Source organism: Labrys sp. E2SS-1L (assembly GCF_057073705.1).
Window position 1 is genome coordinate 535,998 of record NZ_CP172713.1, and the last position, 23,547, is coordinate 559,544.

Here is a 23,547-nt window from a genome sequence, read left to right on the forward strand (position 1 = left end):
CCCAGGATAGGGGGCCCGGCCTCTTCCGTCACTTCTTGCGTGGGAAGCGCTTGGCGAAATCGTCGGCCATTTCGTTCATGGTGACGAACTTCACGCCCGGGTGCTTGGCCATATGCGCATAGAGGCGCTCCAGCATCATCAGGACCTGCGGGCGGCCCGAGACGTCGGGATGGATGGTGATCGGGAAGACGGCATAATCCATCTCGCGATAGACCCAGTCGAACTGGTCGCGCCAGAGCTGCTCGATATCGTGCGGATTGACGAAGCCGTGGCTGTTGGGCGCCTTCTTGATGAACATCATCGGCGGCAGGTCGTCGAGATACCAGGAAGCGGGGATCTCGATGAGGTCGGTCTCATGCCCCCGCTTCAGCGGCACCATCCAGTCCTTCGGCTTGCCGGAATAGTCGATCTTCGTCCAGGAATCGCCGACACGCACGTAATAGGGTGTGAAGTCGTTATGCATCAGCGAATGATCGTATTTGATGCCGCGCTCGAGCAGCAACTCATTGGTGACGTTGGAGAATTCCCACCATGGTGCGACATAGCCGGTGGGGCGCTTGCCCGAGAGCTTGGTGACGAGATCGATGCATTTGTCGAGGATCTCGATCTCCTGCTCGCGCGTCATCGCAATCGGGTTTTCATGGGTATAGCCGTGGATGCCGATCTCGTGGCCGGCGTCGGCGACAGCCTGCATCTGCTCGGGGAAGGTCTCGATCGAATGGCCTGGGATGAACCAGGTCGTCTTGATGCCGAAGCGTTCGAACAGCTTGACCAGACGGGGGGAACCGACCTCGCCGGCGAACAGGCCGCGCGAGATGTCGTCCGGCGAATCCTCGCCGCCATAGGAACCGAGCCAGCCGGCGACCGCATCGACGTCGACGCCGAAGCCGCAGAGTATTTCCTTTGCCATGGGTGAGGTCTCCTCATTTCATGTTGAAATTGATGCTTTTTGAAAGAACGATCTGTCAGGCGGCTGGAATGACCGTGGCCTCGGCGGCATTCCAGGCCAGCACGACCTCACCCCCCGGGGTGAAGAGGCCCGGCGGGTATTTCTCGACATGCGCCTCCAGCGAGACCGCCCGGCCTCCCGGAAGCTCGACGGACAGGTGCGAGATATGCCCGACGACATCGAGGCGCCGGACTGTTGCCGCAACGGCATTGGCCATCTCGGTTGCGCGCCCGTCCGAGGCCGAGCGGACTTCTATGGCTTCGGCCGGGACCACGATCTTGGCGGCACTGCCATTGGCCAGGGTGCCGTTCGCCGTGCCGCGCAGGATGCCGAGCGGGGTATCGACCACCACGCGCCCGTCCTCGACACCGCCGACGGCACCGTCGAGAATGGTGTTGCGGCCGATGAACTGCGCCACGAAAGGCGTGTTCGGCCGGGTGTAGAGCTGGTGCGGCGGGCTAATCTGCTCGACGCGCCCCTGGTTCATCACCACGATACGATCGGACAGGGCGAGGGCCTCGGACTGGGCGTGCGTCACGAACACGAAGGTAACGCCGAGCCTTTTCTGCAGCAGCTTCAATTCGTTCTGGATCGCCTTGCGCAGATTGGCATCGAGCGCCCCCAGCGGTTCGTCCAGCAGGAGGATGTCAGGCTCGACGACGAGGCCGCGCGCCAAGGCGATACGCTGGCGCTGGCCGCCGGAGAGCTTGTCGGGGCGCTTGTCGGCGACATCCTCGAGGCCGAGCGTGGCCAGGATGCGATCGACCTTCGCGTCGCGCTCGGCTTTCGCCAGTCCCTTGACCTCGAGGCCGTAGCCGACATTGCGGCGCACGGTCATATGGGGGAAGAGCGCGTAGTTCTGAAAGATCATCGAGGTCGGGCGCCGTTCGGGCGGCACGTCGTTGATGCGCGTTCCCTTGATCAGCATGTCGCCGGAAGAGATGGATTCGAAGCCGGCGATCATGCGCAGGGTCGTCGTCTTGCCGCAGCCGGAAGGCCCCAGGAAGGCGATGAATTCTCCCTTGGCCACGGCGAGGTCGAAACCGGCAACGGCGGGCGTGCCGTTGTCATAGACCTTGCCGACCTTGATGAGTTCGAGATCATGGACCATCGCGTCAAACTCCGCGGTAGGGGCTAGGGACACGGGCGAAAAGCGGTGCCTTTCGCCCGGATCGTGATCAGGCGTTCAGGAACTCGTCCCATTTCTGAATGAGGTGGTCGTAGGCATCCGGCCACTGGTGCCAATAGGCGACGTTGGCGGCCCGTTCCGCCAGGCTGCCGCCATCGCGCAGGTCGCCTTCCTTGATGCCACGCTCGGCAGCGCCGACCCAGGGCTTGCCCTCGTACCAGAAGGCGTATTTCTCCGGTGCCATCTCGCTTTTGATGTTGGTCGTCGGCGAGTAATAGCCCTGTTCCGAAACGGTGATGCCGGGCTTGCCCGAAAGCCAGTAGTCGGCGTAGGCGGCCACGGCTTCCTTGTTGGCGGAGCCGGCGATGAGCGAGGGGCCGATCGCCCAGGCGCGGTAGCCTTCCTTCGGGCGGGCATATCTGCAGGCCTTGCCCTGGGCCTTGACCGCCATCACGGCCGGCTGCCAGGCGTCGCACACCACCATTTCGCCGGAAGCGAGGAGATTGACGAGCTCGCCGAAATCGCCCCAGAGCGCGCGGAACTGGCCTTCCTTCTTTTTGGAAACCAGGAATTTCGCAGCCTCGTCGATCTCGGCTTCCGAGGGATTGCCGGGGTTCTTGACCGCTGACAGGCCGAGCGAGTTCATGGCCATCACGGCCTGTCCGAAGGCGATCAGCGGATCGGTGTTGAGGCCGGACTTGCCCTTCCATTTGGGATCGAAGATGGCCGCCCAGGTGTTGGCCTCCTCATCCGACAGGACGTCCGGATTGTAGCCGATGGAGTCGTAATTATAGACGGCCGGCACCATCCACAGCTGGCTGTGGGCATCGTCCTGCCAGATCTGGCCGGTGATCTGGGCCTTGGGATCCCATTTGTCGCTCGGCTTGGTGAAGGTATCGCGGATATTGGCCCAATTCTTCAGCGAGGAGGCGGCGATCGGCGCGACATTGTTGGTCATCACCACCGACGGCAGGCGTTCGGCAATAACCTCCCAGCAATCATAGTCCTTCGAGCCCGACAGGATCTTGGTCTGGGCATCGGGGAAGGTTGCCGCCGTGCCCGAGGTCGTGCCGACGCCGGAGGCGGCCTTGAATTCGGCCAGGATGCGTTCCTGCACCGTGACGGACAGGCCGATCGTGCGCAGGCTCTCGCTCGCCAGGCCGGTCCCTTGTGCCCAGGCCGCCCGGGAGGAGAGGAACGGCGTGCCGCCGCCCAGTGCCAGGGCCATCATTCCCGCGGATCGCTTCAGTATAGAGCGGCGCGTCATCTCGCTTCGGTCAGACATCGTTCCTTCTCCGGTTCTGGTTCATTTGCTTTTGTTTCAGTAGCGGCCCACCAGCAGGCCGCCATCGACCACCAGCGTCTGGCCCGTGAGGTAGCGGGCGCTGGAAGAGGCGAGGAAAACGATCACGTCGGCGATCTCTTCGGGTTCGCCGATGCGGCCCATGGGGATGAAGGCGCCGGCTGTCTCGGCCCCTTCCGGGCCGAGGGAATGTTCCTTGGAGAGGAGCTGGGCGGTGCGGATATAGCCCGGAGCCACGCCATTGACCCGGACACCGTCGCGGGCGACTTCGACGGCGAGGCCGCGCACCAGCCCGACGACGCCGGCCTTGGCCGAGGAATAATGCACATGCTCGTCCCAGCCATAGGCCACGCCCATGATCGAGGAGAGCGCGACCACGGCGCCGGATTTGCGGGTGCGCATGCCGGGCAGCGCGGCCCGCACCACGCGGAAGATGCCCTTGAGGTCGATGTCGAAGGTGAGATCCCACTTGTCGTCGTCGAGCCTGGCGAGCGGCACCCGATGGGCGATGCCGGCATTGGCGACGACGACATCGATGCCGCCATGGCGGGCCTCGATATCGGCGACGAGCGCGTCGGCATCGGCGGTGGAGCGAACGTCGAGCGGTGCGAACTCGGCCGAGCCGCCCTCCGCCTTGATCTCGTCGACGACGGCCTTGCCTTCCGTTTCCAGGATGTCCGTGACCACGACGTGGTCGCCGAGCGTGGCGAAGGCCTTGGCGCTGGCGCGGCCGATGCCGATGCCGCCGCCGGTGATCAGGACGATGCGTGCCTTGGTCATGATGCCGTCTTCTCCCTCTGCTCGTTCACAACATCACGTCGCCGGAATTGGGCCCGAGCGTCTGGCCGACGAAGAGGCTGGCGGCCGGGGAGGCGAGGAAGGCGACGGTCGCCGCCACCTCTTCCGGCTCGCCGAAACGGCCGAGCGGCAGTTCCCCGGCCTTGCGCTCTTTCCAGTCGTCCGAAAGCGCCTTCACCAGCGGCGTGTTGATCGGCCCCGGCGCAACGGCATTCACTCGCACGCCGCGGCTCGACACCTCGCGGGCAAGCGATTTGGTCATGCCGATCACGGCGGCCTTGGCGCCGGAATAATGGGCGAGTTCGATCCCGCCGATCTGGCCGAGCTGGGATGCGACATTGACGATGACGCCCGATCCCACCTCCAGCATCGACGGCAGCACGGCCCGTATCATCAGGAAGGTGCCGCGCACATGCACGGCGAACATGCGGTCGAAATCACTGGGTTCGAGATGTTCGAACAGGCATTGATGGACATGGCCGGCATTGTTGACGAGCAGGTCCACCGGCCCGAGCTGCGTCCTGGCCGCGGCGACGATCGCCGCGACGTCCGCTTCGCTGGAGACATCGCCGGCTGCGGCGACCGCCTTGCCGCCCGCCGCCCGGATGGCGTCGGCGATGGCCTGCGCCCGCTCCGGCGCGAGGTCGTTGACGAGCACGCCATAGCCGTCGGCCGCGAGGCGTTCGGCGATGGCTTTGCCGATACCCGAGCCGGCTCCGGTGACGATGGCTGTTTTTAGGCCGGGCATCATGCCTCCTCCTGGATGGCGACGCGCCTGCCGCGACGGACCGACAGCCCCATCAGGATCGCGTAGACGGCGAGCAGGGCGAACGAAAACAAGGTGGTCAGCACGCCGAAGGCGAAGACGTTGGGATGGATCTCGACCGAGAACGTGCCGTAGATCGCCAGCGGCAGGGTGAGGTCGCGCCCCGAGGCGAAGAGCGTGCGCGAGAACTCGTCATAGGAGAGAGTGAAGGCGAACAGCATCGCCGACAGGACGCCCGGAAAGATCAGCGGGAACGTCACCTTGCGGAAGGTGCGGATCGGCGAGACGCCGAGCGACCAGGAAGCCTCCTCGACGCTCTGGTCGAAGCGGTTGAAGATCGCCAGCATGACGAGGAAGGCGAAGGGATAGGTGTAGACGACGTGGAGGACGAAGGCCGTGCCCCACCAGTGGCGGTCGATGCCGAGGACATTGGCCACCAGCGCCATGCCGAGGCCGACCAGCACGCCGGGCACCATCATGCCGAGGACGATCAGGTAGAAGGCGATGCCCGAGCCCCGGAACTTCCTGCGGAAGGCCTGAGCGGAGGTCACGCCCAGGACGGTCGAGACCACCATCGTCATGATGGCGAGGACGATCGAACGTCCCAGGCTCTCCTCGATCGGCAGCGGGGCGATGCGCGAGGGCGGCGTCAGGCCGAAGAGGTGCTGGTACCAGTAGGTCGACCATTCGATGATCGGAAATTGCGGACCGCCCTCCGGCCCGGTCTGGAAGGACAGGATCGCCAGCACGACGAAGGGGCCGTAGAGGAACAGGAGGAACAGGGCCGTATAGACGGCCAGGACCGGTTTGACGCCGCGTGCCTGCATGGCTCAGAGCTCCTTCCTGAGATCGACGACACGCAGCAGGGCAGCGACCACGGCCCCCATGACGATCGTCAGGACGACGCCGACCACGGCGGCGAAGGCCCATTTGAGCGAACCGACCTGGGTGACGATGATGTTGCCGAGGAGATTGACTTTGCGTCCGGACAGGGCTGCGGACGTGGCGAATTCGCCCAGCACCATCACCGAGACGAAGATCGAGCCGACGACCACGCCGGGCATGGACAGCGGCAGGATGATGGTGCGGAAGATGCGCCAGAAGCCGGCGCCGAGATCGCGCGCCGCCTCGATCACGTTCGGGTCGATCCGCCCGAGCATGAAAGCGATGGGGCCGACCATGAAGACGCAGTAGATCTGCGTCATGCCGATCACCACCGACAGGTCGGAGAAGAGCAGCGCCTCGATCGGCTGGGTGATGATGCCGGCCTTGAGCAGGATCAGGTTGATGGCCCCTTCCTTGCCCAGCATCGGCCGCCAGGCGAGGACGCGGATCAGGAAGGACGTCCAGAACGGGATGACGCACAGCACCAGGAGCGTGGTCTGCAGCGCCTTGTTGCGCACGAACAGGCCCACGAACAGGGCCGTGGGGTAACCGATCACCAGGGTGGCGACCAGCACCGTCAGCCAGATGCGGATCGTGGTCCAGAGGGCCTGGAGATAGGTGTCGCTCGTGAAGAAGGCAACCCAACTCTTGGTGGTGAGGATGGGCTCGATCTTGAAGGTGGTCTGCGTCCAGAACGAGACATAGACCATCATCAGGATAGGGACGAGCAGGAAGAGCACCATCCACGCGACGCCCGGGGCCAGCAGCCATAGTGTCTTGTTGCCGGACCTGCGCGGCGATGCAGCCTGCGGCGCCGCCGCTTCGCTGCCGGGAGGCGTCGTCATCCAGTCGATCTCCGTTCCGGGTCGTGGGTCAGCAAGAGCCATGGGCGTCGCTCAGGCAAAGAGGAGCGCGAGGTCGCGCTTCCAGACGAGGCCGTAGCGCTCCTGTGGCGCGTAGTCGGCGGGAGGGCGATGGCTGAGATGGGTCTCCACCTCCACCACCTGGCCGCTGTCGAGGGCAAAGAAGGAGTTCACGGCGGCGCCGCTATATTCGCTGGCGACGAAGGCGGCCTCGACGCCCGCTTCGTCGCTCGCCAGGGCCGACGATGCCGGGCGCACCTGGATGCGGTCATAGCGGACGGCATAGGCGGTTTTTCCGCCGGCAAGGCGCGTGCTGCCCTCGATCGGGAAACTGCCTGCCGGCCCGACGAAGGCCTCGCCCGAGAGTGTTCCCTCGAACAGGTTGTAGCAGTTGAGGAACCGCGCGACGGAAGGGGCGGCGGGGCGGTTATAGATCGTGTCGGCATCCGCCGACTGGGCGATCCGGCCCCGATCGAGCACCAAGACGATATCGCCCATGGCCAGGGCTTCGGATTCGCTGCCGGTAACATGCAGGAAGGTGACGCCGAGACGCTCGCGGATGCTCCGGAGCTCCGCCCGCATGCGGGACCGCAGATTGGCATCGAGGGCACCCAGCGGCTCGTCGAGCAGCACGAGGCGCGGTTCGGTCACCAGCGTTCGCGCCAAGGCCACGCGCTGGCGCTGGCCGCCGGAGATCTGGGCGACACCGCGATCCTCCAGGCCGGCCAGGCCGACCAGCTCGATCATCTCAGCGACCTTGCGGCGAATGGCGGCGCGATCGGTCAGTGTGGCGATCTCCCGGTTTTCAAGGCCGTAGGCGATATTCCCGGCCACGGAGAGATGCGGGAACAGGGCAAAATTCTGGAAGACGAAGCCGATGCCGCGCCGATGTGCCGGGACATTGTCGACCGGGCTGCCGCCGAGGGTGACGCTGCCCTGGTCAGGGCTTTCAAAACCCGCGATCACGCGCAGAAGCGTGGTCTTGCCCGAACCGCTGGGGCCCAGGAGCGACACATAGGCATTGTCGGGGATGGCGAGGTCTATACCATCCAGCGCTTGCAGGTCGCCATAGGACTTCCTGATGCCGGAAAGACGAAGTACATCTGCCAAACGAGCCTCCCAGATCGTATCATGCCACACGGACGCCCTGTTATTCCTAGGAATAACACGATCCATCTTTGCCATGATTTCAGGTGACAAATATCACGCGGGCGCAATACGTTTGCGTCCGATCCAATATTTATCAACTTGCTTAATTCAGTTCGCCTCTGCATTGCTTCTTCGGCAATGAGTGCTTGGATCTTAGTTCAATCGATTTTTGTATGCAACAATCTTTTTTGTGCATCGGCTGCCCAAATTCCGGGCGGGCATCGAATTTGGACTCTCGGTGAAGGATTGGTGGAGTCTGGGCAATTTTTGTTGAGAATTGGCCGTTTAGGCTGCGTTTTCTCGTGTTTGTTACGACATGCGACGTGCTCGTCGGGGTCGTGATGGGCGGTCGGGGGCTGGTGTGGGTGTTGAAGGGGGTGGGTGGTGACGACGAGGTCTATCGAAAATTTTGCCGAAAATCGGTGAAAATGCATTCTCCGCAACCAAAATTGCACTATAGTATGCAAAGATCATTTATCCGAATGTGGGACAGGATGTGTCAAACGCGGTAGACACGGGCAGTTCGAGCGGCGGTCTGCGATGACACCCGCAAGGAGGTCCGTTTACGGCATGCCATCGTCCAAGCCTCGCCAGACCGCCCAGCGGCGCTACGAAATCGTCGAAGATGTCTTGCGCACCAATATTGCCGACGGGCTTCTGCCGAAGGGGCTGGTCCTGCTCGAAGGGCCGATCGCCGAGATCTTCCAGACGTCGCGTGCGCCGGTCCAGAGGGCGCTGCTGCACCTGGAGGCGGAGCAGCTCATCCATCGTTTCGATGGGCGCGGCTATCTCGTCGGGGCGCCGGGACGGCGCATCGCCCCGGTGCGCACCGATATCAAGACCCTGGGTCTGGTGGTGCCCGAAGCCATCGACGAGGCGCTGCAAAGCCGGTCGACCTGGGAACGCATCTATGATTCCATCGAGGCGGATGTCGCGGCCTGTGTCGTGTTCGGGCAATATCGCATCATCGAGATCGAGCTGGCGGATCATTTCCACGTCAGCCGCACCGTGGTGCGCGACGTGCTCGGACGCCTGCAGGAAAGGGGGCTGGTGCATAAGAACCAGAGTTCCCACTGGATCGCCGGCCCGCTCACGGCAAAATCGATCAAGGACCGCTTTGCCCTGCGGCGCATCCTCGAGCCTCCCGCCCTGGTGTCGGCGGCGCCGCGCATCGATCGCTCACGTTTGACCGCCTTGCTCGAAAGCCTGTCCGAGGCCGAAAGGACCGAATCGGATGCCGATCTGGTCGAATGGGAGGATCTGGAGACGAAGCTGGTCGAGACCTGCGTGATGGCCACCCCGAACGAAAGGCTGCGCGACCTGATACGGGACAACCTGTTGCCGGTCGTGGCCTCGGAGCGCCTGCTGCGTCAATTCGGCCTGCCGCGCGATCGTATCGCCATTGCCGAATATCGCCTGATCGTCGAACTGCTGGCGCGCGGGGCCATCGATGCTGCGGCTGCGATGTTCGATGCACATTTGGAAGAGGCGAAGAACCGCAACATCGCCCAGATGAAGATCGTCGCGGTGATCCCAGCCCCGCAATCGATTGCGCCTTATCTGACCAGGATCGCGGAGTAAATGTCTCCTCGGCTGCCCGCTGGCCTTCCCGAGCGCGGATTGCTGGCCTCCACAGCCAAAATTGCCATGGAAAACCGCCCAGTCGAGATCGAACCTGGGCGGTTTTCGTGTCTGGAAACCCGCACCTCATGGGGGTACCGGCTCAGTGCCCAGCCAGGAGCAGAGAGACCCTCGAAAGATCTCCGCCGGGCGGCGGAAGATAAAAGAGGTTTGCCGGGAAGGCTGGTCAGTTTTGTAGATCGGCGGGCACCTTGCCCCCATTCGCTGCCAGTTTTGCAATGACGGCCTTGTGCAGCCAGATATTCATCGCAGCGGAGTCCGACGTATCGCCCGTATAGCCCAACTCTCCGGCCAGCTCCTTGCGAGCTGCAAGGCTGCTGTCGAGCTTCAGGGCTTTGAGGAGGTCTACAATTGAGCGCTTCCAGTCGAGGTTCTGTCCGCTGGCCTTGACCGCTTGATCGAGGACGGCAGCAACGTCGACGGTGCTCGGCGGAGCGGCCGAACCGGATGGTGCAGGAGCCGGACTGGAAGAGGGTGTGGGAGCAGAGGGTGTACCGGCAGGGGCCTGGGGGGCCTCTGCAGCCTTTGCACGACCGAAGATGGCGTTGCTGATTGAATCGAAGATGCCCATGCTTCTATCTCCGTTGAATGAAACTTCGACTGCTGCGCTTGAACTTGACTGATCAATGCTTGGACGCGCCGAAATGTTCCCCTAGGCCACTGTGCGCCGGGTTTTGCCGGGCTGCAACAGTGCGGTCCGATCAGCTCCAGGCATGCAGAGGCGGATTGACGTCATTCAGCGCGTAATTTCCAAGAATGGCATATTTCCAGCGAACGGGATCATGGAGCGTATGCGTACGGGCATTGCGCCAGTGCCGGTCGAGGTTGTGAACGCCCAGCGTCGAGCGTGTGCCGGCCAGTTCGAACAGTTTGTTGGTGGCCTGTAGCGCCGCTTCCGTCGACAGGATCTTGGCTTCGGCAACCGCGATCTGGGCCTTGGTCACACTTTCGGCCGTGGCGTCGGCAACGGCCCTGTCCACGGCAAGGCCCGCTTTCTCGAGAAGCGCCTCGGCGGCATGAAGGCGCAAGGTGAGGTCACCGATCGCCTGGATCGTGTAGGGGTCCTGCCAGGCGTGATCGAGGCCGCTGTCGATCCAGGCCCTGGAGCCGCCCCTGACGAAGGCGATGGTATCCTTGATGGCTGCCTCCGCGATGCCTGTATCGACCGCCGCCTGGATGATCTGGAAAATCGCGCCGTCTGCCGTCGGGCGATCATAGCCCCGATAGCCCGGGACCAGATGGGTCTTCGGTACTTTCACGTGGTCGAGGATCACCGTGCCGCTCAACGTGGTCTTCTGGCCGAAACTCGACCAGTCGTCGATCACCGTGAGGCCGGGGGCGTCGCGCTCGGCAATCGCATACCAGGCCCGGCCTTCGCCATCGAGCGCGACGATCGGCACCAGATGGGCGAGAAGCGCGCCGGAGGAATAGAATTTCTTGCCAGTGACGACGACATGGTCGCCTTCATCCTTGAACGTCGTCTCGAAATCAGCCGCCCGCTTGGAGGAGAATTCGGAGAAGGCGTTGCCGAACCTGGTCCCGCGCAGCACTTGGGCGAACAGCAGCTTCTGCTGGGCCTCGTCGGAGACCGTTCGGATGGCGGCGACGACCCCGATATGGTTCTGCGTGATCTGCCCGATCGAAGGATCCGCCGCCGAAATGATCTGAATCACGCGATCGATGGTGACATAGGAAAGCTCGGGTCCGCCGAAAGCCTTGGGGACATTGAGCGACCACAGGCCGCTCTGGGAATAGGCGTCGAGTTCGGCGACCGGCCAGATGCGTTCGCGGTCGCGCTCCGATGCGCCTTTGGCGAATTGTGCCGCAAGATCTTCGGCAACCGCAATCGCTTCGGCGTCGCTGCGGATGATGTGCGCCGGTTCAGAGGGACGGGGGAGGGCAGATACGCCTTCTGCGACGATGTCCGGAAATGCTTTGGCTTGAGCCGCTGTCGTCATGGGCCGATTCCTAAGATGAGGGTGAAGATCAGGCCGCGGTCGAGACCGCGGATGGGCCGGCGAGGGAAGTCCGCCCGAGATAGATGTCCTTGAGGTCGGTACGGCCCCTCAGTTCGGCAGCCCGTCCTTCCAGGACCGAGCGCCCCGAAGCGAGCAGCACCGCGCGATGGGCATGGCGCAGAGCCACGGCGGTGTTCTGTTCGGCAAGAAGGATGGACAGGCCCTCCGACACATTGAGGGCGGTGAGCCGTTCGAAGATGTCCTGCACCACGAGCGGTGCCAGCCCCATCGAAGGCTCGTCCAGCACCAGCAGGCGTGGCCTCGACATCAGGGCGCGACCGATTGCGGTCATCTGCTGCTCGCCGCCCGAGGTCAGGCCGGCGATCGTCTTTCGCTTCTCGCGCAGGCGCGGGAAGATCGCATAGACGCGCTCCAGGTCACGCGCCAGTTCCGGGCGGCTGGAGCCGCGTGCCAGCCCGCCGGTAACGAGATTGTCCTCCGTGCTCAGCGAGCGAAAGCAGTGCCGGCCCTCGAGCACCTGGACGAGCCCCCGCCGCACCAGGGCGGAGGCGCTGTGCCGGTTCACCTCCGCGTTGTCGAACCGGATCGTCCCGGCGATCAGCCGGCCGCGCTGGGCCTGCAGCAGGTTGGAGACCGCCTTGAGGGTCGTGGATTTGCCGGCCCCGTTGGGGCCGAGCAAGGCGACGATCTCTCCCGCGGCAACTGTCAGGCTCACGCCATTCAGGGCGACGATGGCGCCACCATAGACAGCTTCGATCGCATTGACCGCAAGCAAGGGGACTGGTTCGGACATCGAGGACCTTTCCTGGGGCACGCCGTTGCAGGAGGCCGAGGGGACGCGCCTCAGTTCGAGGCGGCCTTGTCGGCATCCGCCTCGGTTCGAGGCTTGATCTGATGCTCGGCGGCATAGGCCGCGGCGGATTTTTCGATGATCGGCCGCAGCAACGCCCAGTCGGGCGCGATCCAGTCGGATACCACCTTCCACTTGGCACCATCCCATTGCTGGAAGGTGACGAGGCCGTCGCCTTCATGGTTCTTCCAGGTCACGTTGATGGAGTGGAAAAGCCCCTTGGCGCCGAGAGCCTCCACGCGGGCCGGGTCGAGCTTGAGATGTTCCAGCCCCCAGCGGACTTCATCACCGGTGAGGGTGCGATGGCCGAATTTTTCCTGGGCGATGCGAATGGCCTCGACATTCAGGATGCCGTTCACGATGCCCAGATTGTGATAGACGCTGCCGATCCGCTTCTTGTCGTCGAGATTGCCCTTGCCTGCGCCATAGACGGTTTTGACGATTTCCTGGACCACGGGATATTCGGTGCCGGACGCCTGGGTCGTGATCGCGACATATCCCTTGGCGGCGGCACCCGCGGGCAGGACGTCCTCTTCCGAATTGGACCAGACATTGCCGACGATGTGATCGGCAGGAAAACCGACCTTCTGGGCCGTCTTGAGCGCCACGGGGTTCATGACTCCCCAGCCGCGCAGCACCACATAGTCGGGCCGCCAGCGCCGGATGGTCAGCCATTGCGATTGCTGCTCGTTGCCAGGGTGAGGCACCTCGATCTGCTGCAATTCGAAGCCGTATTTCTTGGCCAGCAGCTCATAGATCGGGATCGTCTCCTTGCCATAGGGCGAGCCGTGATAGAGCACGGCGATCTTCTTACCCTTGAGACTGTCAACCCCGCCGAACTTGCCGGCGATGTAGTTCACGATCCCGGAGGTTTCGCTGTAGGGATTGAGCAGCAGGGGAAAGACATATTTGAACACGCTGCCATCGGTCGAATCCGTGCGGCCGTGATTGATCGTCAGCAGGGGAACCTTGTCGTTGGTGATGCGGTCGATCATCGCATAGGCAATGCCGACGGAAAGCGGGTTCCAGGTCGCGATGTCCTCGTGGCTTTTCTGACGTTCGTAGCATTCGACACCCCGTTCGACTTCATACTGGGTCTCGCATTCGTCCCAGGTCAGCTTGACGCCGTTCACGCCGCCGTCGCGAGTGTTGATGAGATTGAGGTAGTCGATGAAGCCGCCGAAGAAGCCCGTGCCGCCGGCTGCATAGGGGCCGACCCGATAGCTTTGCAGCGGGAAATACTGCTCGTCCGCACGAGCCTGCGAATGGGCGAAAGGCAGAGTCGTGAGGGCGAGGGCTGCAGCCATTGTGGTTGCGCGCAGGGCGCCGGCGAGGCGAAATGAAAGGGACGGCATGGTGGCTCCGGGGTTGGCAGGCGAGGATTGGGAGAAATCGCGGTCAGCGGTGCGGGCGGATCTTGTCGAGGGTGCGTCGACACAGCGCCGACAGGCCGTCCGGCTCGGCGATGAGAAAGACGATGATCAGCGCGCCGAGCACGATGCGCTGGCTCATGTCGAGCACGCCTGAATCGAAGGTACTGCCCAGCAAGGCGCTGCCCAGGCGAGACAGGATCAGGGGGAACACCACGATGAAGGCCGCTCCGAGGAATGCCCCGCGGATCGTGGCGAGCCCGCCAATGATGATGATGAACAGGATCTGGAACGAACGATCGAGATCGAAGCCGGCCGGTTCGACGGTCCTCAGATAGGCGAACGCCCACAGCGATCCGGCAATGCCGATGATGAAGGAGGACAGCACGAAGGCGAGCAGCTTGGTGCGCAGCACGGATACGCCGATGACCCGGGCCGCCAGCTCGTTGTCGCGGACAGCGATGAAGTCGCGGCCGGTCTGCGTCTTGACGATCCGGGCGGCAAGGCCGGTGACGACAGCCACGATGGTGAGCGTGAACAGGTAGCGGCCGGCCGGGCCTTCGAGCGAGAAGCCTGCCACGCCGAGGGGCGGGGCGTCGATGACACCGGACGGATTGTCGTTGGAAAACCAGCTGAACTTGGTCAGCGCCCATTGCACGAAGAACTGCGCCGCCAAGGTAGAAACGGCCAGGTAGAAACCACGCAGCCGCAGGCTCGGCAGGCCGAAGACGAGCCCGATCAGCGCCGCAACACCGCTGCCCAGGACGATGCTCGCGACCAGGGGCAGGCCGGGGATCCGAAGGTTGAAATTATAGGCGGCGAAGGCACCCACCGCCATGAACGCAGCGCTGCCCAACGAAAGCTGCCCGGCATAGCCGGTGAGCAGATTCAGCCCCAGGGCAGCCAGCGACAGGGCCAGGAAGGGGGTCAGGATGGCATCGAACACATAGCTGCTGCCGACCAGCGGGATCACGCCATAGGCGAGGATCAGGAGTACCGCGGGAAGGATCCAGGAACGGCTGGGAGCTTCGGCGTTCTCGTGGCTGGAAGCGGTCAAAGCGGTCACGGTTCAGGCCCTTTCCACGAGCTTCTGGCCGAACAGGCCAGCGGGCCGCACCAGCAGAAAGACGAGCGCCGCCACATAGGCGAACCATCCTTCGATGCCGCCGCCGACGAAGGGGCCGAGATAGACTTCCGAGAGCTTCTCGAACGCGCCGATGAGCAGACCGCCGACGATGGCACCCAGGATCGAGTCGAACCCGCCCAGGACCAGGACAGGCAGGGCCTTGAGCACGACGAGCGAAAGGGAAAACTGGACGCCGAGCCTCGAGCCCCAGATCAGGCCTGCAACCAGGGCGACGATACCGGCGGCGGTCCAGACGGCAGCCCAGATCCGCGGCAGCCGCAAGCCGACCGCATAGGCCGCGAACTGGTCGTCGGCAACGGCGCGAAAGCTCAAGCCGATGCGCGTGAAATTGAAGAAGGCCGCCAGGATCGCCACCAGCGTGGCGGCAACCCCCGCCGCGAAAAGGTCGAACTGGGAAATCAGCACGCCGGCCACTTCAAACGGGGTATCGTCGATCCCCAGATCGAGCGCATGGACTTGGGTGCCCCATAGAAGCTGCGCGGCGCCCTCGATGACATAGGACAAGCCCAGCGTTGCCATGAACAGCGTGATCGGCGGCTTGTTGACCAGCGGGCGCAACACGGCCCTCTCGATCGCCAGGCCGAGCGCGGCCATGATGGCGAGTGATATCGCCATCGCCGCGATGAAGGGGACGTCCCGCTCGATCAGGCTGACGAAGGTGAGGGCTGCAAAGAGCAGCATCGCCCCCTGCGCGAAGTTGAGAACGCCCGAGGTCTTGTAGACAAGTACGAACCCGATCGCGACCAGCGAGTACATCACGCCGGAAAGAAGGCCTCCGACCAGCACCTCGACCAGGAAGGCCCAATCAAAATCGGCCATCATGCACCACCCCGGTCGTCGTGCGCCACGCCGAGATAGGCGTCGATCACGGCCTGATCAGCCTGAACCGCCTGCGGGGTGCCATCTGCGATGAGGCGGCCGTGATCGAGCACGACCACCCTGTCGGACAGATCCATGACCATGCCGATGTCGTGCTCGATCATCACGATCGTCAGGTCGAACTGCCTTTGCGCCTTGCGTATGACCTCGGCGATCTCGGTCTTCTCGGCAGCCGTCATGCCTGCCATGGGCTCGTCGAGCAGCAGGATGCGAGGCTCGGCCACCAGGGCCCGGGCCAATTCGACGCGTTTTTGAAGACCATAGGGCAGGGTTGCGACCGGGCGGTTGCGAACCGGCTGCAAGTCCAGGAAGTCGACCATGCGCTCGGCGCGCTCGCGGGCGTCCTTGTCTTCGCGACGTGCCTGTCCCAGACCCAGGATCTGGCCGATGAAACCGGCGTGCCGCAGGGCAGCCCGCCCCATCAGGACATTTCCAAGCACGTCCAGCCCGCTGAACAGAGCCAGGTTCTGGAACGTGCGCGCAACACCGAGCGTTGCGAGTTTGGACGCCGGCACCTGCCGGAAGTCACGGCCGGCGAGGCCGATATGCCCGTGGTCAGGGCGATAGATGCCGCTGATGACGTTGAGAAGCGAACTCTTGCCGGCACCATTCGGTCCGATAATGGCTCGAGTTTCGCCGAGCTCGACCGCAAAGCTGACATCCCCCAGCGCCGCAATGCCTCCGAAGGACAGGCTGATATGTTCGAGCGTCAGCGCAGCCTGTCGCCGAGCCGGTTCGGTCTTTGACGTCGAGGGCGTTTCAACGGCCTCGATCGGTGGCACATCCCGATATGACGGGGCAGGCTGCAGCACTGCGCTGGTTGCCGTGGTCATGAGCGTGTCTCTGCCCGTCATCCCTGCCGATGGCAGGGATGCAGGATGGAACGGTTGCGGGGCGGGAAGGAACGGAGCGCGATCACTCGGCCGCGACAGCCACGGGCTGCGCCGCTTCGAGCTTGCGGACCAGGGGGATGACCTCGCGGCCGAAGAATTCGACCTCCTCCTGGAAATGCAGGAAGCCCAGCAGGATCAGATCGGCGCCCGCCTCCTTCAACGCCAGGATGCGTTCGGCGATCTGTTGCGGCGTGCCGATCAGGTTGGAACGGAAGCCATCATTATACTGCACCAGGTCCTGGAAGGACGATTTGGCCCAGTTGCCTTCGCCCTCCGGAGAGGCCTTCCCGGCATTCTTCACCTCATGGGCAAAGCCGTGGACCGCCTCGGGGATGGCCTTTGCAATGATTTCGTCCAGCACGGCCTTGGCTTCGGCCTCGGTATCGCGGGCGATGGCAAAGGCATTCACGCCGACCTTGACCGAATGCCCGTTCTCGCGCGCCTTGGCCTGGATGTCGTCGACCTGCTTCTTGATTTCCTCGGGGGTGTTGCCATTGGTGAAATACCAGTCCGATACGCGAGAGGCCATGTCCCGCGCTGCGCGCGAGGAGCCGCCCTGGAAGATCTCGGGCTGCGGATCGATGGGCTTGGGCTTCAGGCTGTAGTTGCGGAAACGATAGAAATCGCCATTGAAGGTGAAGCTCTCCTCGGTCCAGATGCCGCGCAGCGAGCGGATGAATTCTTCCGACCGGCGGTAGCGCTCGTCGTGGTCGAGCCAGGGCTCGCCGATCGCGGTGAACTCGCCGCGAAACCAGCCGCTGACGATGTTCACGGCCACCCGGGCGCCGTAGATGTTGTTGATGGTTGCGATCTGCTTGGCGGCGACGGCCGGATGCCAGGGGCCCGGCAGCAGGGCCACGATCAGCTTGAGGCGCTCGGTCGAAGCGAGCAGGGCTTGGCTGAAGGTGAGGGGCTCGTGCTGATTGTCCGCACCATAGCCCGCCGTGAAGCGGATCTGGCTGAGCGCATAGTCGAAGCCGGACCGTTCGGCGATCTGGGCAAGCTTGCGATTATAGTCGATTTCCCAGCTCGTGCGTTGCTCGATCGAGCTGATCACCAGACCACCCGAGACATTGGGCACCCAATAGGCAAACTTGATCGGTTCTCGTTGACGCTCGACTGGCATGGTGGATCCTTGGTTTTATGGCGGGGTCAGGCGGTGGCAGGGAACGGAACGACCGTTCCAGACCCCTGCGGGTGGGAAAGGCGCAGCTGGAGGCGGGCTTCGCTGACGGCGCGATCGATGCGCCCCGAAACTTCGGCACTGGCCAGGGCATGATCGGCAAAATCGCCCTCGAGCGCATAGACGGTGGTCGGGAGCGTGATGGCCTTGAAGAAGGCAAACAGCGGCCGGAACTGATGGTCCATGGCCAGGGCATGCAGCGGGGTTCCGCCGGTTGCCGCCACCAAAACCGGCCTGCCTTCGAGGGCACGATAGTCGACGAGGTCGAACAGGTGCTTCAAGGCACCCGTATAGGAGGCGCGGTAGATGGGGGACGCGACGACCAGCAGATCGGCGCTTTCGACCGCCTCGATGACCTCCCGCGCACGCCCGGTTCGCGGACCCTTTGGATGCGTTGCAAACAGGGCCGCGGCATCGCTCGCCAGTTCCACCAGCTCGACCTGCGCGAAATGTTCGAAGCGGGCGAGGATGGTGCGCACCAGTCCGGTCGTTCGGCTGGGCAGGCTCAAGCTGCCGGATATACCGAGAATTTTCGGACGATGATCGGGCACGGCGCGTTCTCAGATTAAAAAATATTCTATTTATATACTCTATATAATTTATAGACTGTCAAGGGGCAGAGTCCTGGCTGCGAGAGCCGAGTTGCGCCCCTCTCGACCCGGGCCGGGCTGACACTACATCAGTATGTTTCTGCGTGGCTTGATCGCAGCCGGGAGGTCATCGCTGCCAAGGAGAGCAAGCATTTCCCGTTCGATCGTCCGTTTCAAGGCGTCCAGCGGCAATGCGTTCGGTTCCAGGCCGAACGGTTCCTCGAGCTGGTGGCCGAGAGCGTCAAGCCCGAAGAACGTGTAGGCGACGAGCAGAACCGGAAGCAATGCCCACCAATCCAGGGAGCCGGCGAGGGCGAATGGCAGTGTCACGCAAAAGATGAGGGCCGTTCGGTGGAGCAACAAGGAATACGCAAACGGCACAGGCGTGTAGGCGATGCGTTCGCATCCGCCCTGCACCTCGGTCAGGGCGCCGATCTGCTGTTCGATGACTGAATAGTGGATGGGATCTATCCGCCCTCTATGCATCAGCGTCAGGCAATATTTGCCAATCTGTTCAAGGACGGCATTTGTGAGATTGGGATTGTTCGATGCGGTGCCGAGATCGAACCAAGGCGTGATGGCCTTCAATTCGTCCTGGCCCCGCAGATGGGCCGCCAGCCCCGCGGAGAAAGCGCATAATCCCTGGAGGAGGAAGCGCCGGTCATCGGTTTCCAGGGTGGAGGTTTGGCGCGCGAGCGATCGACAGGCGATGATCAATTCGCCCCAGAGCCTGCGTCCCTCCCACCAGCGGGCGTAGCAGGCATTGTTGCGAAAGCTCATGAACACCGACAAGGCGATGCCGATCAAGGTGAAGGGAATGGCACTGATCCGCGCGAAGATGCCTGGATGTTCCTGTGCCGCATAAATCGCCAGCACGCTGATAAATGCGATTGCGAGGAGACGGGGCGCTATGCGTGGCAAGATGGAGCCGTTGACGGCGAATAGGATGTCCCTGAAGCTGGGCTTTGAGCGCAGGATCATGCAGCCGTCCCTGTCATCGCGATCTCCTCTTTGTGCGGGCGCCTGCCTGCGGGACTGGATGCCGTCGATCGTCGAGAAACTCGGTGCCGTCCAGACAATGGCCATGGTCGAGGGGGCTATGGCAGCGAGCGAGGGTGGGGACTCTCCGATCTTGGGCGGTTGTTCTGAAGGCATCATTCGTGCCACCTCCGGGCCGGACGAAACGTCAATGACTTGGTACCGGAAATCCACGATTTCTTGGACATTTTGTCCATGCAAAATGGACAAAATGTCTATAGATTTCAAATAGATAGAGTGTTTTACTATGTGCTCGACAGTTTCCGCGGAGCGGTTTCGAGCATGGCCGACAACAAGCCTGAATATAAGACGTACCATCATCCGGCAGGGGGCTGGGGCGCTGCTGCAGCGACTGCCAAGGTGCTGTTGGAGCAGAGCGTCGTCACCAAGGGGTCGCGCGCGCTGCTCGCCATGAACCAGCCCGGCGGCTTCAAATGCCCGAGCTGCGCCTTTCCCGATCCCGACCACAAGAAGACCCTCGAATTCTGCGAGAACGGCGCCAAGGCGCTGGCCTTCGAGGCGACCAAGAGAAGGATCACCCGGGAGTTCTTCGAAAAGCACACCGTCTCGGAACTCATGGAGCAGTCGGACTACTGGCTCGAAATGCAGGGCCGGCTGACCGAACCCATGCGTTACGATGCGGCGTCCGACCGCTATGTCCCCTGTGATTGGGAGGCCGCCTTTGCGCTGATCGGCGATCACCTCAAGGCGCTCGAAAGCCCCCATCAGGCGGAGTTCTACACCTCGGGGCGCACGCCCAACGAGGCTGCCTTCCTGTATTCCATCTTTGTCCGGGAATTCGGGACCAACAATTTTCCCGACTGTTCGAACATGTGCCACGAGCCGACGAGCCGCGGCCTGCCTGCTTCCATCGGGGTCGGCAAGGGCACGGTTGTGATGGAGGACTTCGAGCACGCAGAGGCCATCTTCGTCATCGGCCAGAACACCGGCACCAACTCGCCGCGGATGATGACCAATCTGGTCGAGGCGCGAAAACGCGGCGTGCCGATCGTGGCCGTCAACCCGATGCCGGAAAGGGCGCTGATACGCTTCACCGAGCCGCAGGATGTCGTGCAGATGGCGACCTTCGGCTCGACGGCGATCGCGAGCGAATTCGTCCATATCCGCATCGGGGGGGACCTCGCCCTGTTCAAGGGCATGATGAAGGTGATCTTCGAGCGCGAGGTGCAAGGCGAGAAGATCATCGATGCGGATTTCGTCAGCCGGCATACCGTCGGCCTGGAGGCGATCCGCGCCGATGTCATGGCGCAGGAGTGGGCGGATATCGTGGCGATCTCCGGACTGGCGGAAGACCAGATACGCCGCTGCGCCGAGATCTACATCCGTTCGCGCGCAACCATGATCTGCTACGGCATGGGCCTCACCCAGCACCAGGAAGGCTCGCGCCTGCTCCAGCAGGTCGTCAACCTGCTCCTCCTCCGGGGCAATTTCGGCAAGCCGGGTGCGGGCATCTCACCCATTCGCGGCCATTCGAACGTGCAGGGGGATCGCACCGTCGGCATCGATGAAAAACCCTCCCAGGACTATCTGGACCGCGTGCGCGACGTGTTCGGCTTCGAGCCGCCCCGCCATCACGGCCATCACACCGTCGAATCCGTGGAAGCAATGGAAAAGGGCACGGCCAAGGTCTTCATCGGCATGGGCGGCAATTTCGTTCGCGCCATTCCCGACACCGACAGATCCTATGCGGCGATGCGCAAGCTGGCCCTGACGGTCGGCATCGCCACCAAGCTCAATCGCGGCCATCTCGTTCACGGACGCGATGCGCTGATCTTGCCCGTCATTTCCCGGTCGGAGGTGATCCATACGGCAGCCGGCGAACAATTCGTGACGATCGAGGACTCCATGTCGAACGTCACCGCCTCGCGCGGCGTGCTGACGCCTGCCAGCGCCCATCTGCTGCCGGAAGTGGAAATCGTCTGCCGCATGGCCCTGGCAAGCCTGCCCAACAGCAAGGTCGCCTGGGCGAGCTACATCCACGACTACAATCTCATCCGTGACAAGATCGCCGAGGTCTATCCGGACATCTATGCCGGCTTTGCGGAAAAGGTGAAGGATCCCAAGGGCTTTCATCTCGATGTGCCACCACGGCGGCGGGTCTGGCCGACGCCGAACGGCAAGGCGAATTTCCTGCTTCTGCCCGGTCTCGACGTGAATGTCCCGGTCGCCGACCCGTCGATGCTGCGGCTGGCCACGGTCCGTTCGCATGACCAGTTCAACACCACCATCTACAGCAACAATGATCGCTATCGCGGCGTCTACAACGACCGCATGATCCTGTTCATGAATGCCGAGGATCGCGCGGCGCGAGGTCTGGACGCAGGCTCACGCATCGCGCTGGAGACCATCAGCGACGACGGGGTCATGCGTCGCGTCGAGGGCCTGACGGTGCTGGATTATCCGATGCCCCGCGGAGCCGTGGCGGGATATTACCCCGAGCTCAATCCGCTGCTGCCTCTCGAATATTACGACAAGATCAGCGGGACTCCGGCCGCCAAATCGATACCGGTACGCGTCGTCGGGGCGTAGGGCGAAGTGCGGTCTCCCGGAGCCGCGGCCTGTCTCCGGCTCTTTGTTGCGACGCGTCTTTGCGATCCTTGGTGATTCAACCAAATCGCAAAACGCTTTGGCAAAAGGGTCCCCGGCGCCAGCCAATCCCGGGGACGGTATCTTTCGGCTTCTTTGAGGGGAGGGGGCGTTGCTTGGGCAACTGGATGCGGTGATCTTGGCGCGTGCGCAGTTCGCCTTCACGGTGTCGTTCCACTTCATCTTTCCGGCGTTTTCCATCGGGCTTGCAAGCTATCTGATGGTGCTGGAAGGGCTGTGGCTCAAGACGGGCAAGGGCGTCTATGCCAATCTCTATCGCTACTGGCTGAAGATCTTCGCCGTCGTGTTCGGCATGGGCGTCGTGTCAGGCCTGGTGATGTCCTACCAGTTCGGTACGAACTGGTCGGTCTTCTCGACCAAGGCGGGCCCGATCATCGGCCCGCTGATGGCCTATGAGGTGCTGACCGCCTTCTTCCTGGAAGCCGGCTTCCTCGGCGTGATGCTGTTCGGCATGAGCAAGGTCGGCCGGGGCCTGCACTTCTTCGCCACCTGCATGGTTGCTCTCGGCACACTGATCTCGGCGACGTGGATCATTGCCGTCAACAGCTGGATGCAGACGCCGGCGGGGTTTGCCGTCAATGCCAGCGGGCAGTTCGTACCGGCGGGGTCCTGGCTGCCGATCATCTTCACGGCCAGCTTTCCCTTCCGCCTGGTCCATACCGTGATCGCCGCCTATCTCACCACCGCCTTCGTGGTGGGAGGCGTCGGCGCCTGGCACCTGCTCAAGGACCGCGGCAATGCCGGTGCGCGCAAGATGTTTTCGATGGCGATGTGGATGGCGGCGATCGTGGCGCCTATCCAGATCCTGGCGGGCGATGCCCATGGCCTGAACACGCTGGAGCATCAACCTGCCAAGGTGCTGGCCATGGAGGGCGACTACCAGCCCAGCCCCAATGGCGCGCTCCTCGTGCTGTTCGGCCTGCCGGACAACGAAGAAGGGCGCGTGCGCTACGAAGTGTCGATACCGCATATCGGCTCGCTGATCCTCAGGCACGATCCCTATGCACCGCTTCCGGGCCTGACCGATTTTCCACGGGACCAATGGCCTCCCACCCCCATCATCTTCTGGTCGTTCCGGATCATGGTGGCGCTCGGCTTCGCCATGCTCGGCATCGGCCTGTGGAGCCTGCTCGCACGCTTGCGGGGCAGGCTCTATGACTGGCACTGGCTGCATCGCGGCGCCGTGGCCATGGGACCGGCAGGCTTCGTCGCGGTGATTGCCGGCTGGGTGACGACGGAAGTCGGGCGGCAACCCTTCACGGTCTATGGCTTGCTGCGAACGGCCGAATCCCATTCGCCGCTCGCTGCGCCGGCCGTTGCCGCCTCGCTCATTGCCTTCGTGCTGGTCTATTTCAGCGCTTTCGGGGCCGGCACCTATTATCTGTTGCGCCTGATGGCGAAGGCGCCTGGACGTGGCGAGAGCGAGCCACCGAACCTGCCGCAACGCGCGGCCGGTATCACGCCCGCAGCAAGCGTCGGCGTTCCCATGGCGGCGAAGGATTGATCG

At 63.2% G+C, this 23,547-nt stretch carries 21 protein-coding genes; 3 read left to right on the forward strand and 18 right to left on the reverse strand.

What is annotated here, in order from left to right:
* Positions 1–28 precede the first annotated feature (28 nt).
* The 8 genes from ACIGJE_RS28185 to ACIGJE_RS28220 form a co-directional block, all read right to left on the reverse strand.
* Positions 29–910, reverse strand: coding sequence for a polysaccharide deacetylase family protein (locus ACIGJE_RS28185; RefSeq protein ID WP_311944303.1), 882 nt, complete (start codon positions 908–910; stop codon positions 29–31).
* A 55-nt stretch (positions 911–965) separates the two neighbouring features.
* Positions 966–2,060 carry an ABC transporter ATP-binding protein gene (locus ACIGJE_RS28190; RefSeq protein WP_415086848.1) on the reverse strand — a complete coding sequence of 365 codons (1,095 nt, stop codon included), beginning with the start codon at positions 2,058–2,060 and terminating at the stop codon, positions 966–968.
* A 67-nt stretch (positions 2,061–2,127) separates the two neighbouring features.
* Positions 2,128–3,363: an ABC transporter substrate-binding protein gene (locus ACIGJE_RS28195; RefSeq protein ID WP_311944306.1), complete on the reverse strand. Its 1,236-nt coding sequence runs from the start codon at positions 3,361–3,363 to the stop codon at positions 2,128–2,130.
* Between the two features lie 36 nt (positions 3,364–3,399).
* Positions 3,400–4,161: an SDR family NAD(P)-dependent oxidoreductase gene (locus tag ACIGJE_RS28200; RefSeq protein WP_415086846.1), complete on the reverse strand. Its 762-nt coding sequence runs from the start codon at positions 4,159–4,161 to the stop codon at positions 3,400–3,402.
* Positions 4,162–4,186: 25 nt separating this feature from the next.
* Complete coding sequence (locus tag ACIGJE_RS28205) at positions 4,187–4,930, reverse strand: SDR family NAD(P)-dependent oxidoreductase (protein WP_415086845.1); 744 nt, start codon at positions 4,928–4,930, stop codon at positions 4,187–4,189.
* A complete protein-coding gene (locus ACIGJE_RS28210; RefSeq protein ID WP_415086844.1) occupies positions 4,927–5,772 on the reverse strand; it encodes an ABC transporter permease in 846 nt (281 codons plus the stop codon). Before ACIGJE_RS28210 ends, ACIGJE_RS28205 begins: the two co-directional genes overlap by 4 nt.
* Positions 5,773–5,775: 3 nt before the next feature.
* Positions 5,776–6,675: an ABC transporter permease gene (locus ACIGJE_RS28215; RefSeq protein WP_367624512.1), complete on the reverse strand. Its 900-nt coding sequence runs from the start codon at positions 6,673–6,675 to the stop codon at positions 5,776–5,778.
* Between the two features lie 51 nt (positions 6,676–6,726).
* On the reverse strand, positions 6,727–7,803 hold the full coding sequence (locus tag ACIGJE_RS28220) for an ABC transporter ATP-binding protein (RefSeq protein WP_415086842.1): 1,077 nt from the start codon (positions 7,801–7,803) through the stop codon (positions 6,727–6,729).
* A 609-nt stretch (positions 7,804–8,412) separates the two neighbouring features.
* Here ACIGJE_RS28220 and ACIGJE_RS28225 point away from each other — a divergent pair.
* The gene (locus ACIGJE_RS28225) at positions 8,413–9,423 is read left to right on the forward strand and encodes a GntR family transcriptional regulator (RefSeq protein WP_311944311.1); all 1,011 of its coding nucleotides are present in this window, start codon (positions 8,413–8,415) and stop codon (positions 9,421–9,423) included.
* Positions 9,424–9,649: 226 nt separating this feature from the next.
* Here ACIGJE_RS28225 and ACIGJE_RS28230 read toward each other — a convergent pair whose 3' ends face one another.
* The 10 genes from ACIGJE_RS28230 to ACIGJE_RS28275 all read right to left on the reverse strand — a co-directional run bounded on the left by ACIGJE_RS28230 (position 9,650) and on the right by ACIGJE_RS28275 (position 19,460).
* Positions 9,650–10,054: a DUF3597 domain-containing protein gene (locus tag ACIGJE_RS28230; RefSeq protein WP_415086841.1), complete on the reverse strand. Its 405-nt coding sequence runs from the start codon at positions 10,052–10,054 to the stop codon at positions 9,650–9,652.
* Positions 10,055–10,184: 130 nt separating this feature from the next.
* The gene (locus ACIGJE_RS28235) at positions 10,185–11,441 is read right to left on the reverse strand and encodes an SfnB family sulfur acquisition oxidoreductase (RefSeq protein WP_483681044.1); all 1,257 of its coding nucleotides are present in this window, start codon (positions 11,439–11,441) and stop codon (positions 10,185–10,187) included.
* A 28-nt stretch (positions 11,442–11,469) separates the two neighbouring features.
* Positions 11,470–12,255 (reverse strand): ABC transporter ATP-binding protein, encoded by a 786-nt coding sequence (locus tag ACIGJE_RS28240; RefSeq protein WP_415086839.1) that lies wholly within the window; start codon positions 12,253–12,255, stop codon positions 11,470–11,472.
* 50 nt (positions 12,256–12,305) lie between these two features.
* On the reverse strand, positions 12,306–13,619 hold the full coding sequence (locus ACIGJE_RS28245) for an ABC transporter substrate-binding protein (protein WP_483681198.1): 1,314 nt from the start codon (positions 13,617–13,619) through the stop codon (positions 12,306–12,308).
* A gap of 91 nt (positions 13,620–13,710) precedes the next feature.
* Positions 13,711–14,739 (reverse strand): branched-chain amino acid ABC transporter permease, encoded by a 1,029-nt coding sequence (locus ACIGJE_RS28250; RefSeq protein WP_415086856.1) that lies wholly within the window; start codon positions 14,737–14,739, stop codon positions 13,711–13,713.
* Positions 14,740–14,751: 12 nt separating this feature from the next.
* Complete coding sequence (locus ACIGJE_RS28255; RefSeq protein ID WP_311944318.1) at positions 14,752–15,648, reverse strand: branched-chain amino acid ABC transporter permease; 897 nt, start codon at positions 15,646–15,648, stop codon at positions 14,752–14,754.
* On the reverse strand, positions 15,648–16,541 hold the full coding sequence (locus ACIGJE_RS28260; protein ID WP_415086838.1) for an ABC transporter ATP-binding protein: 894 nt from the start codon (positions 16,539–16,541) through the stop codon (positions 15,648–15,650). The genes ACIGJE_RS28255 and ACIGJE_RS28260 overlap by 1 nt, the downstream gene beginning before the upstream one ends.
* Positions 16,542–16,623: 82 nt before the next feature.
* Positions 16,624–17,727, reverse strand: a complete 1,104-nt coding sequence (gene sfnG / locus ACIGJE_RS28265; protein WP_311944320.1) for a dimethylsulfone monooxygenase SfnG — start codon at positions 17,725–17,727, stop codon at positions 16,624–16,626.
* A 26-nt stretch (positions 17,728–17,753) separates the two neighbouring features.
* Positions 17,754–18,335, reverse strand: coding sequence for an NAD(P)H-dependent oxidoreductase (locus tag ACIGJE_RS28270; RefSeq protein ID WP_415086837.1), 582 nt, complete (start codon positions 18,333–18,335; stop codon positions 17,754–17,756).
* A 123-nt stretch (positions 18,336–18,458) separates the two neighbouring features.
* The gene (locus ACIGJE_RS28275) at positions 18,459–19,460 is read right to left on the reverse strand and encodes a bestrophin family protein (protein WP_311944322.1); all 1,002 of its coding nucleotides are present in this window, start codon (positions 19,458–19,460) and stop codon (positions 18,459–18,461) included.
* Positions 19,461–19,694: 234 nt separating this feature from the next.
* On the opposite strand from ACIGJE_RS28275, the gene ACIGJE_RS28280 reads away from it, so the two are divergent.
* Positions 19,695–21,962 (forward strand): FdhF/YdeP family oxidoreductase, encoded by a 2,268-nt coding sequence (locus ACIGJE_RS28280; RefSeq protein WP_415086836.1) that lies wholly within the window; start codon positions 19,695–19,697, stop codon positions 21,960–21,962.
* A gap of 169 nt (positions 21,963–22,131) precedes the next feature.
* Positions 22,132–23,544, forward strand: coding sequence for a cytochrome ubiquinol oxidase subunit I (locus tag ACIGJE_RS28285; protein WP_415086834.1), 1,413 nt, complete (start codon positions 22,132–22,134; stop codon positions 23,542–23,544).
* Positions 23,545–23,547 lie beyond the last annotated feature (3 nt).

What these genes read in the sequence shown, in the direction of transcription:
- ACIGJE_RS28190 (WP_415086848.1), bottom strand. Translation starts at nt 2,060, where the DNA reads ATGGTCCATGATCTCGAACTCATCAAGGTCGGCAAGGTCTATGACAAC.
- ACIGJE_RS28230 (WP_415086841.1), bottom strand. Translation starts at nt 10,054, where the DNA reads ATGGGCATCTTCGATTCAATCAGCAACGCCATCTTCGGTCGTGCAAAG.
- ACIGJE_RS28260 (WP_415086838.1), bottom strand. Translation starts at nt 16,541, where the DNA reads ATGACCACGGCAACCAGCGCAGTGCTGCAGCCTGCCCCGTCATATCGG.
- ACIGJE_RS28240 (WP_415086839.1), bottom strand. Translation starts at nt 12,255, where the DNA reads ATGTCCGAACCAGTCCCCTTGCTTGCGGTCAATGCGATCGAAGCTGTC.
- ACIGJE_RS28185 (WP_311944303.1), bottom strand. Translation starts at nt 910, where the DNA reads ATGGCAAAGGAAATACTCTGCGGCTTCGGCGTCGACGTCGATGCGGTC.
- ACIGJE_RS28205 (WP_415086845.1), bottom strand. Translation starts at nt 4,930, where the DNA reads ATGATGCCCGGCCTAAAAACAGCCATCGTCACCGGAGCCGGCTCGGGT.
- ACIGJE_RS28280 (WP_415086836.1), top strand. Translation starts at nt 19,695, where the DNA reads ATGGCCGACAACAAGCCTGAATATAAGACGTACCATCATCCGGCAGGG.
- ACIGJE_RS28255 (WP_311944318.1), bottom strand. Translation starts at nt 15,648, where the DNA reads ATGGCCGATTTTGATTGGGCCTTCCTGGTCGAGGTGCTGGTCGGAGGC.
- ACIGJE_RS28235 (WP_483681044.1), bottom strand. Translation starts at nt 11,441, where the DNA reads ATGACGACAGCGGCTCAAGCCAAAGCATTTCCGGACATCGTCGCAGAA.
- ACIGJE_RS28210 (WP_415086844.1), bottom strand. Translation starts at nt 5,772, where the DNA reads ATGCAGGCACGCGGCGTCAAACCGGTCCTGGCCGTCTATACGGCCCTG.
- ACIGJE_RS28195 (WP_311944306.1), bottom strand. Translation starts at nt 3,363, where the DNA reads ATGTCTGACCGAAGCGAGATGACGCGCCGCTCTATACTGAAGCGATCC.
- sfnG (WP_311944320.1), bottom strand. Translation starts at nt 17,727, where the DNA reads ATGCCAGTCGAGCGTCAACGAGAACCGATCAAGTTTGCCTATTGGGTG.
- ACIGJE_RS28215 (WP_367624512.1), bottom strand. Translation starts at nt 6,675, where the DNA reads ATGACGACGCCTCCCGGCAGCGAAGCGGCGGCGCCGCAGGCTGCATCG.
- ACIGJE_RS28200 (WP_415086846.1), bottom strand. Translation starts at nt 4,161, where the DNA reads ATGACCAAGGCACGCATCGTCCTGATCACCGGCGGCGGCATCGGCATC.
- ACIGJE_RS28225 (WP_311944311.1), top strand. Translation starts at nt 8,413, where the DNA reads ATGCCATCGTCCAAGCCTCGCCAGACCGCCCAGCGGCGCTACGAAATC.
- ACIGJE_RS28245 (WP_483681198.1), bottom strand. Translation starts at nt 13,619, where the DNA reads ATGGCTGCAGCCCTCGCCCTCACGACTCTGCCTTTCGCCCATTCGCAG.
- ACIGJE_RS28275 (WP_311944322.1), bottom strand. Translation starts at nt 19,460, where the DNA reads ATGGCCATTGTCTGGACGGCACCGAGTTTCTCGACGATCGACGGCATC.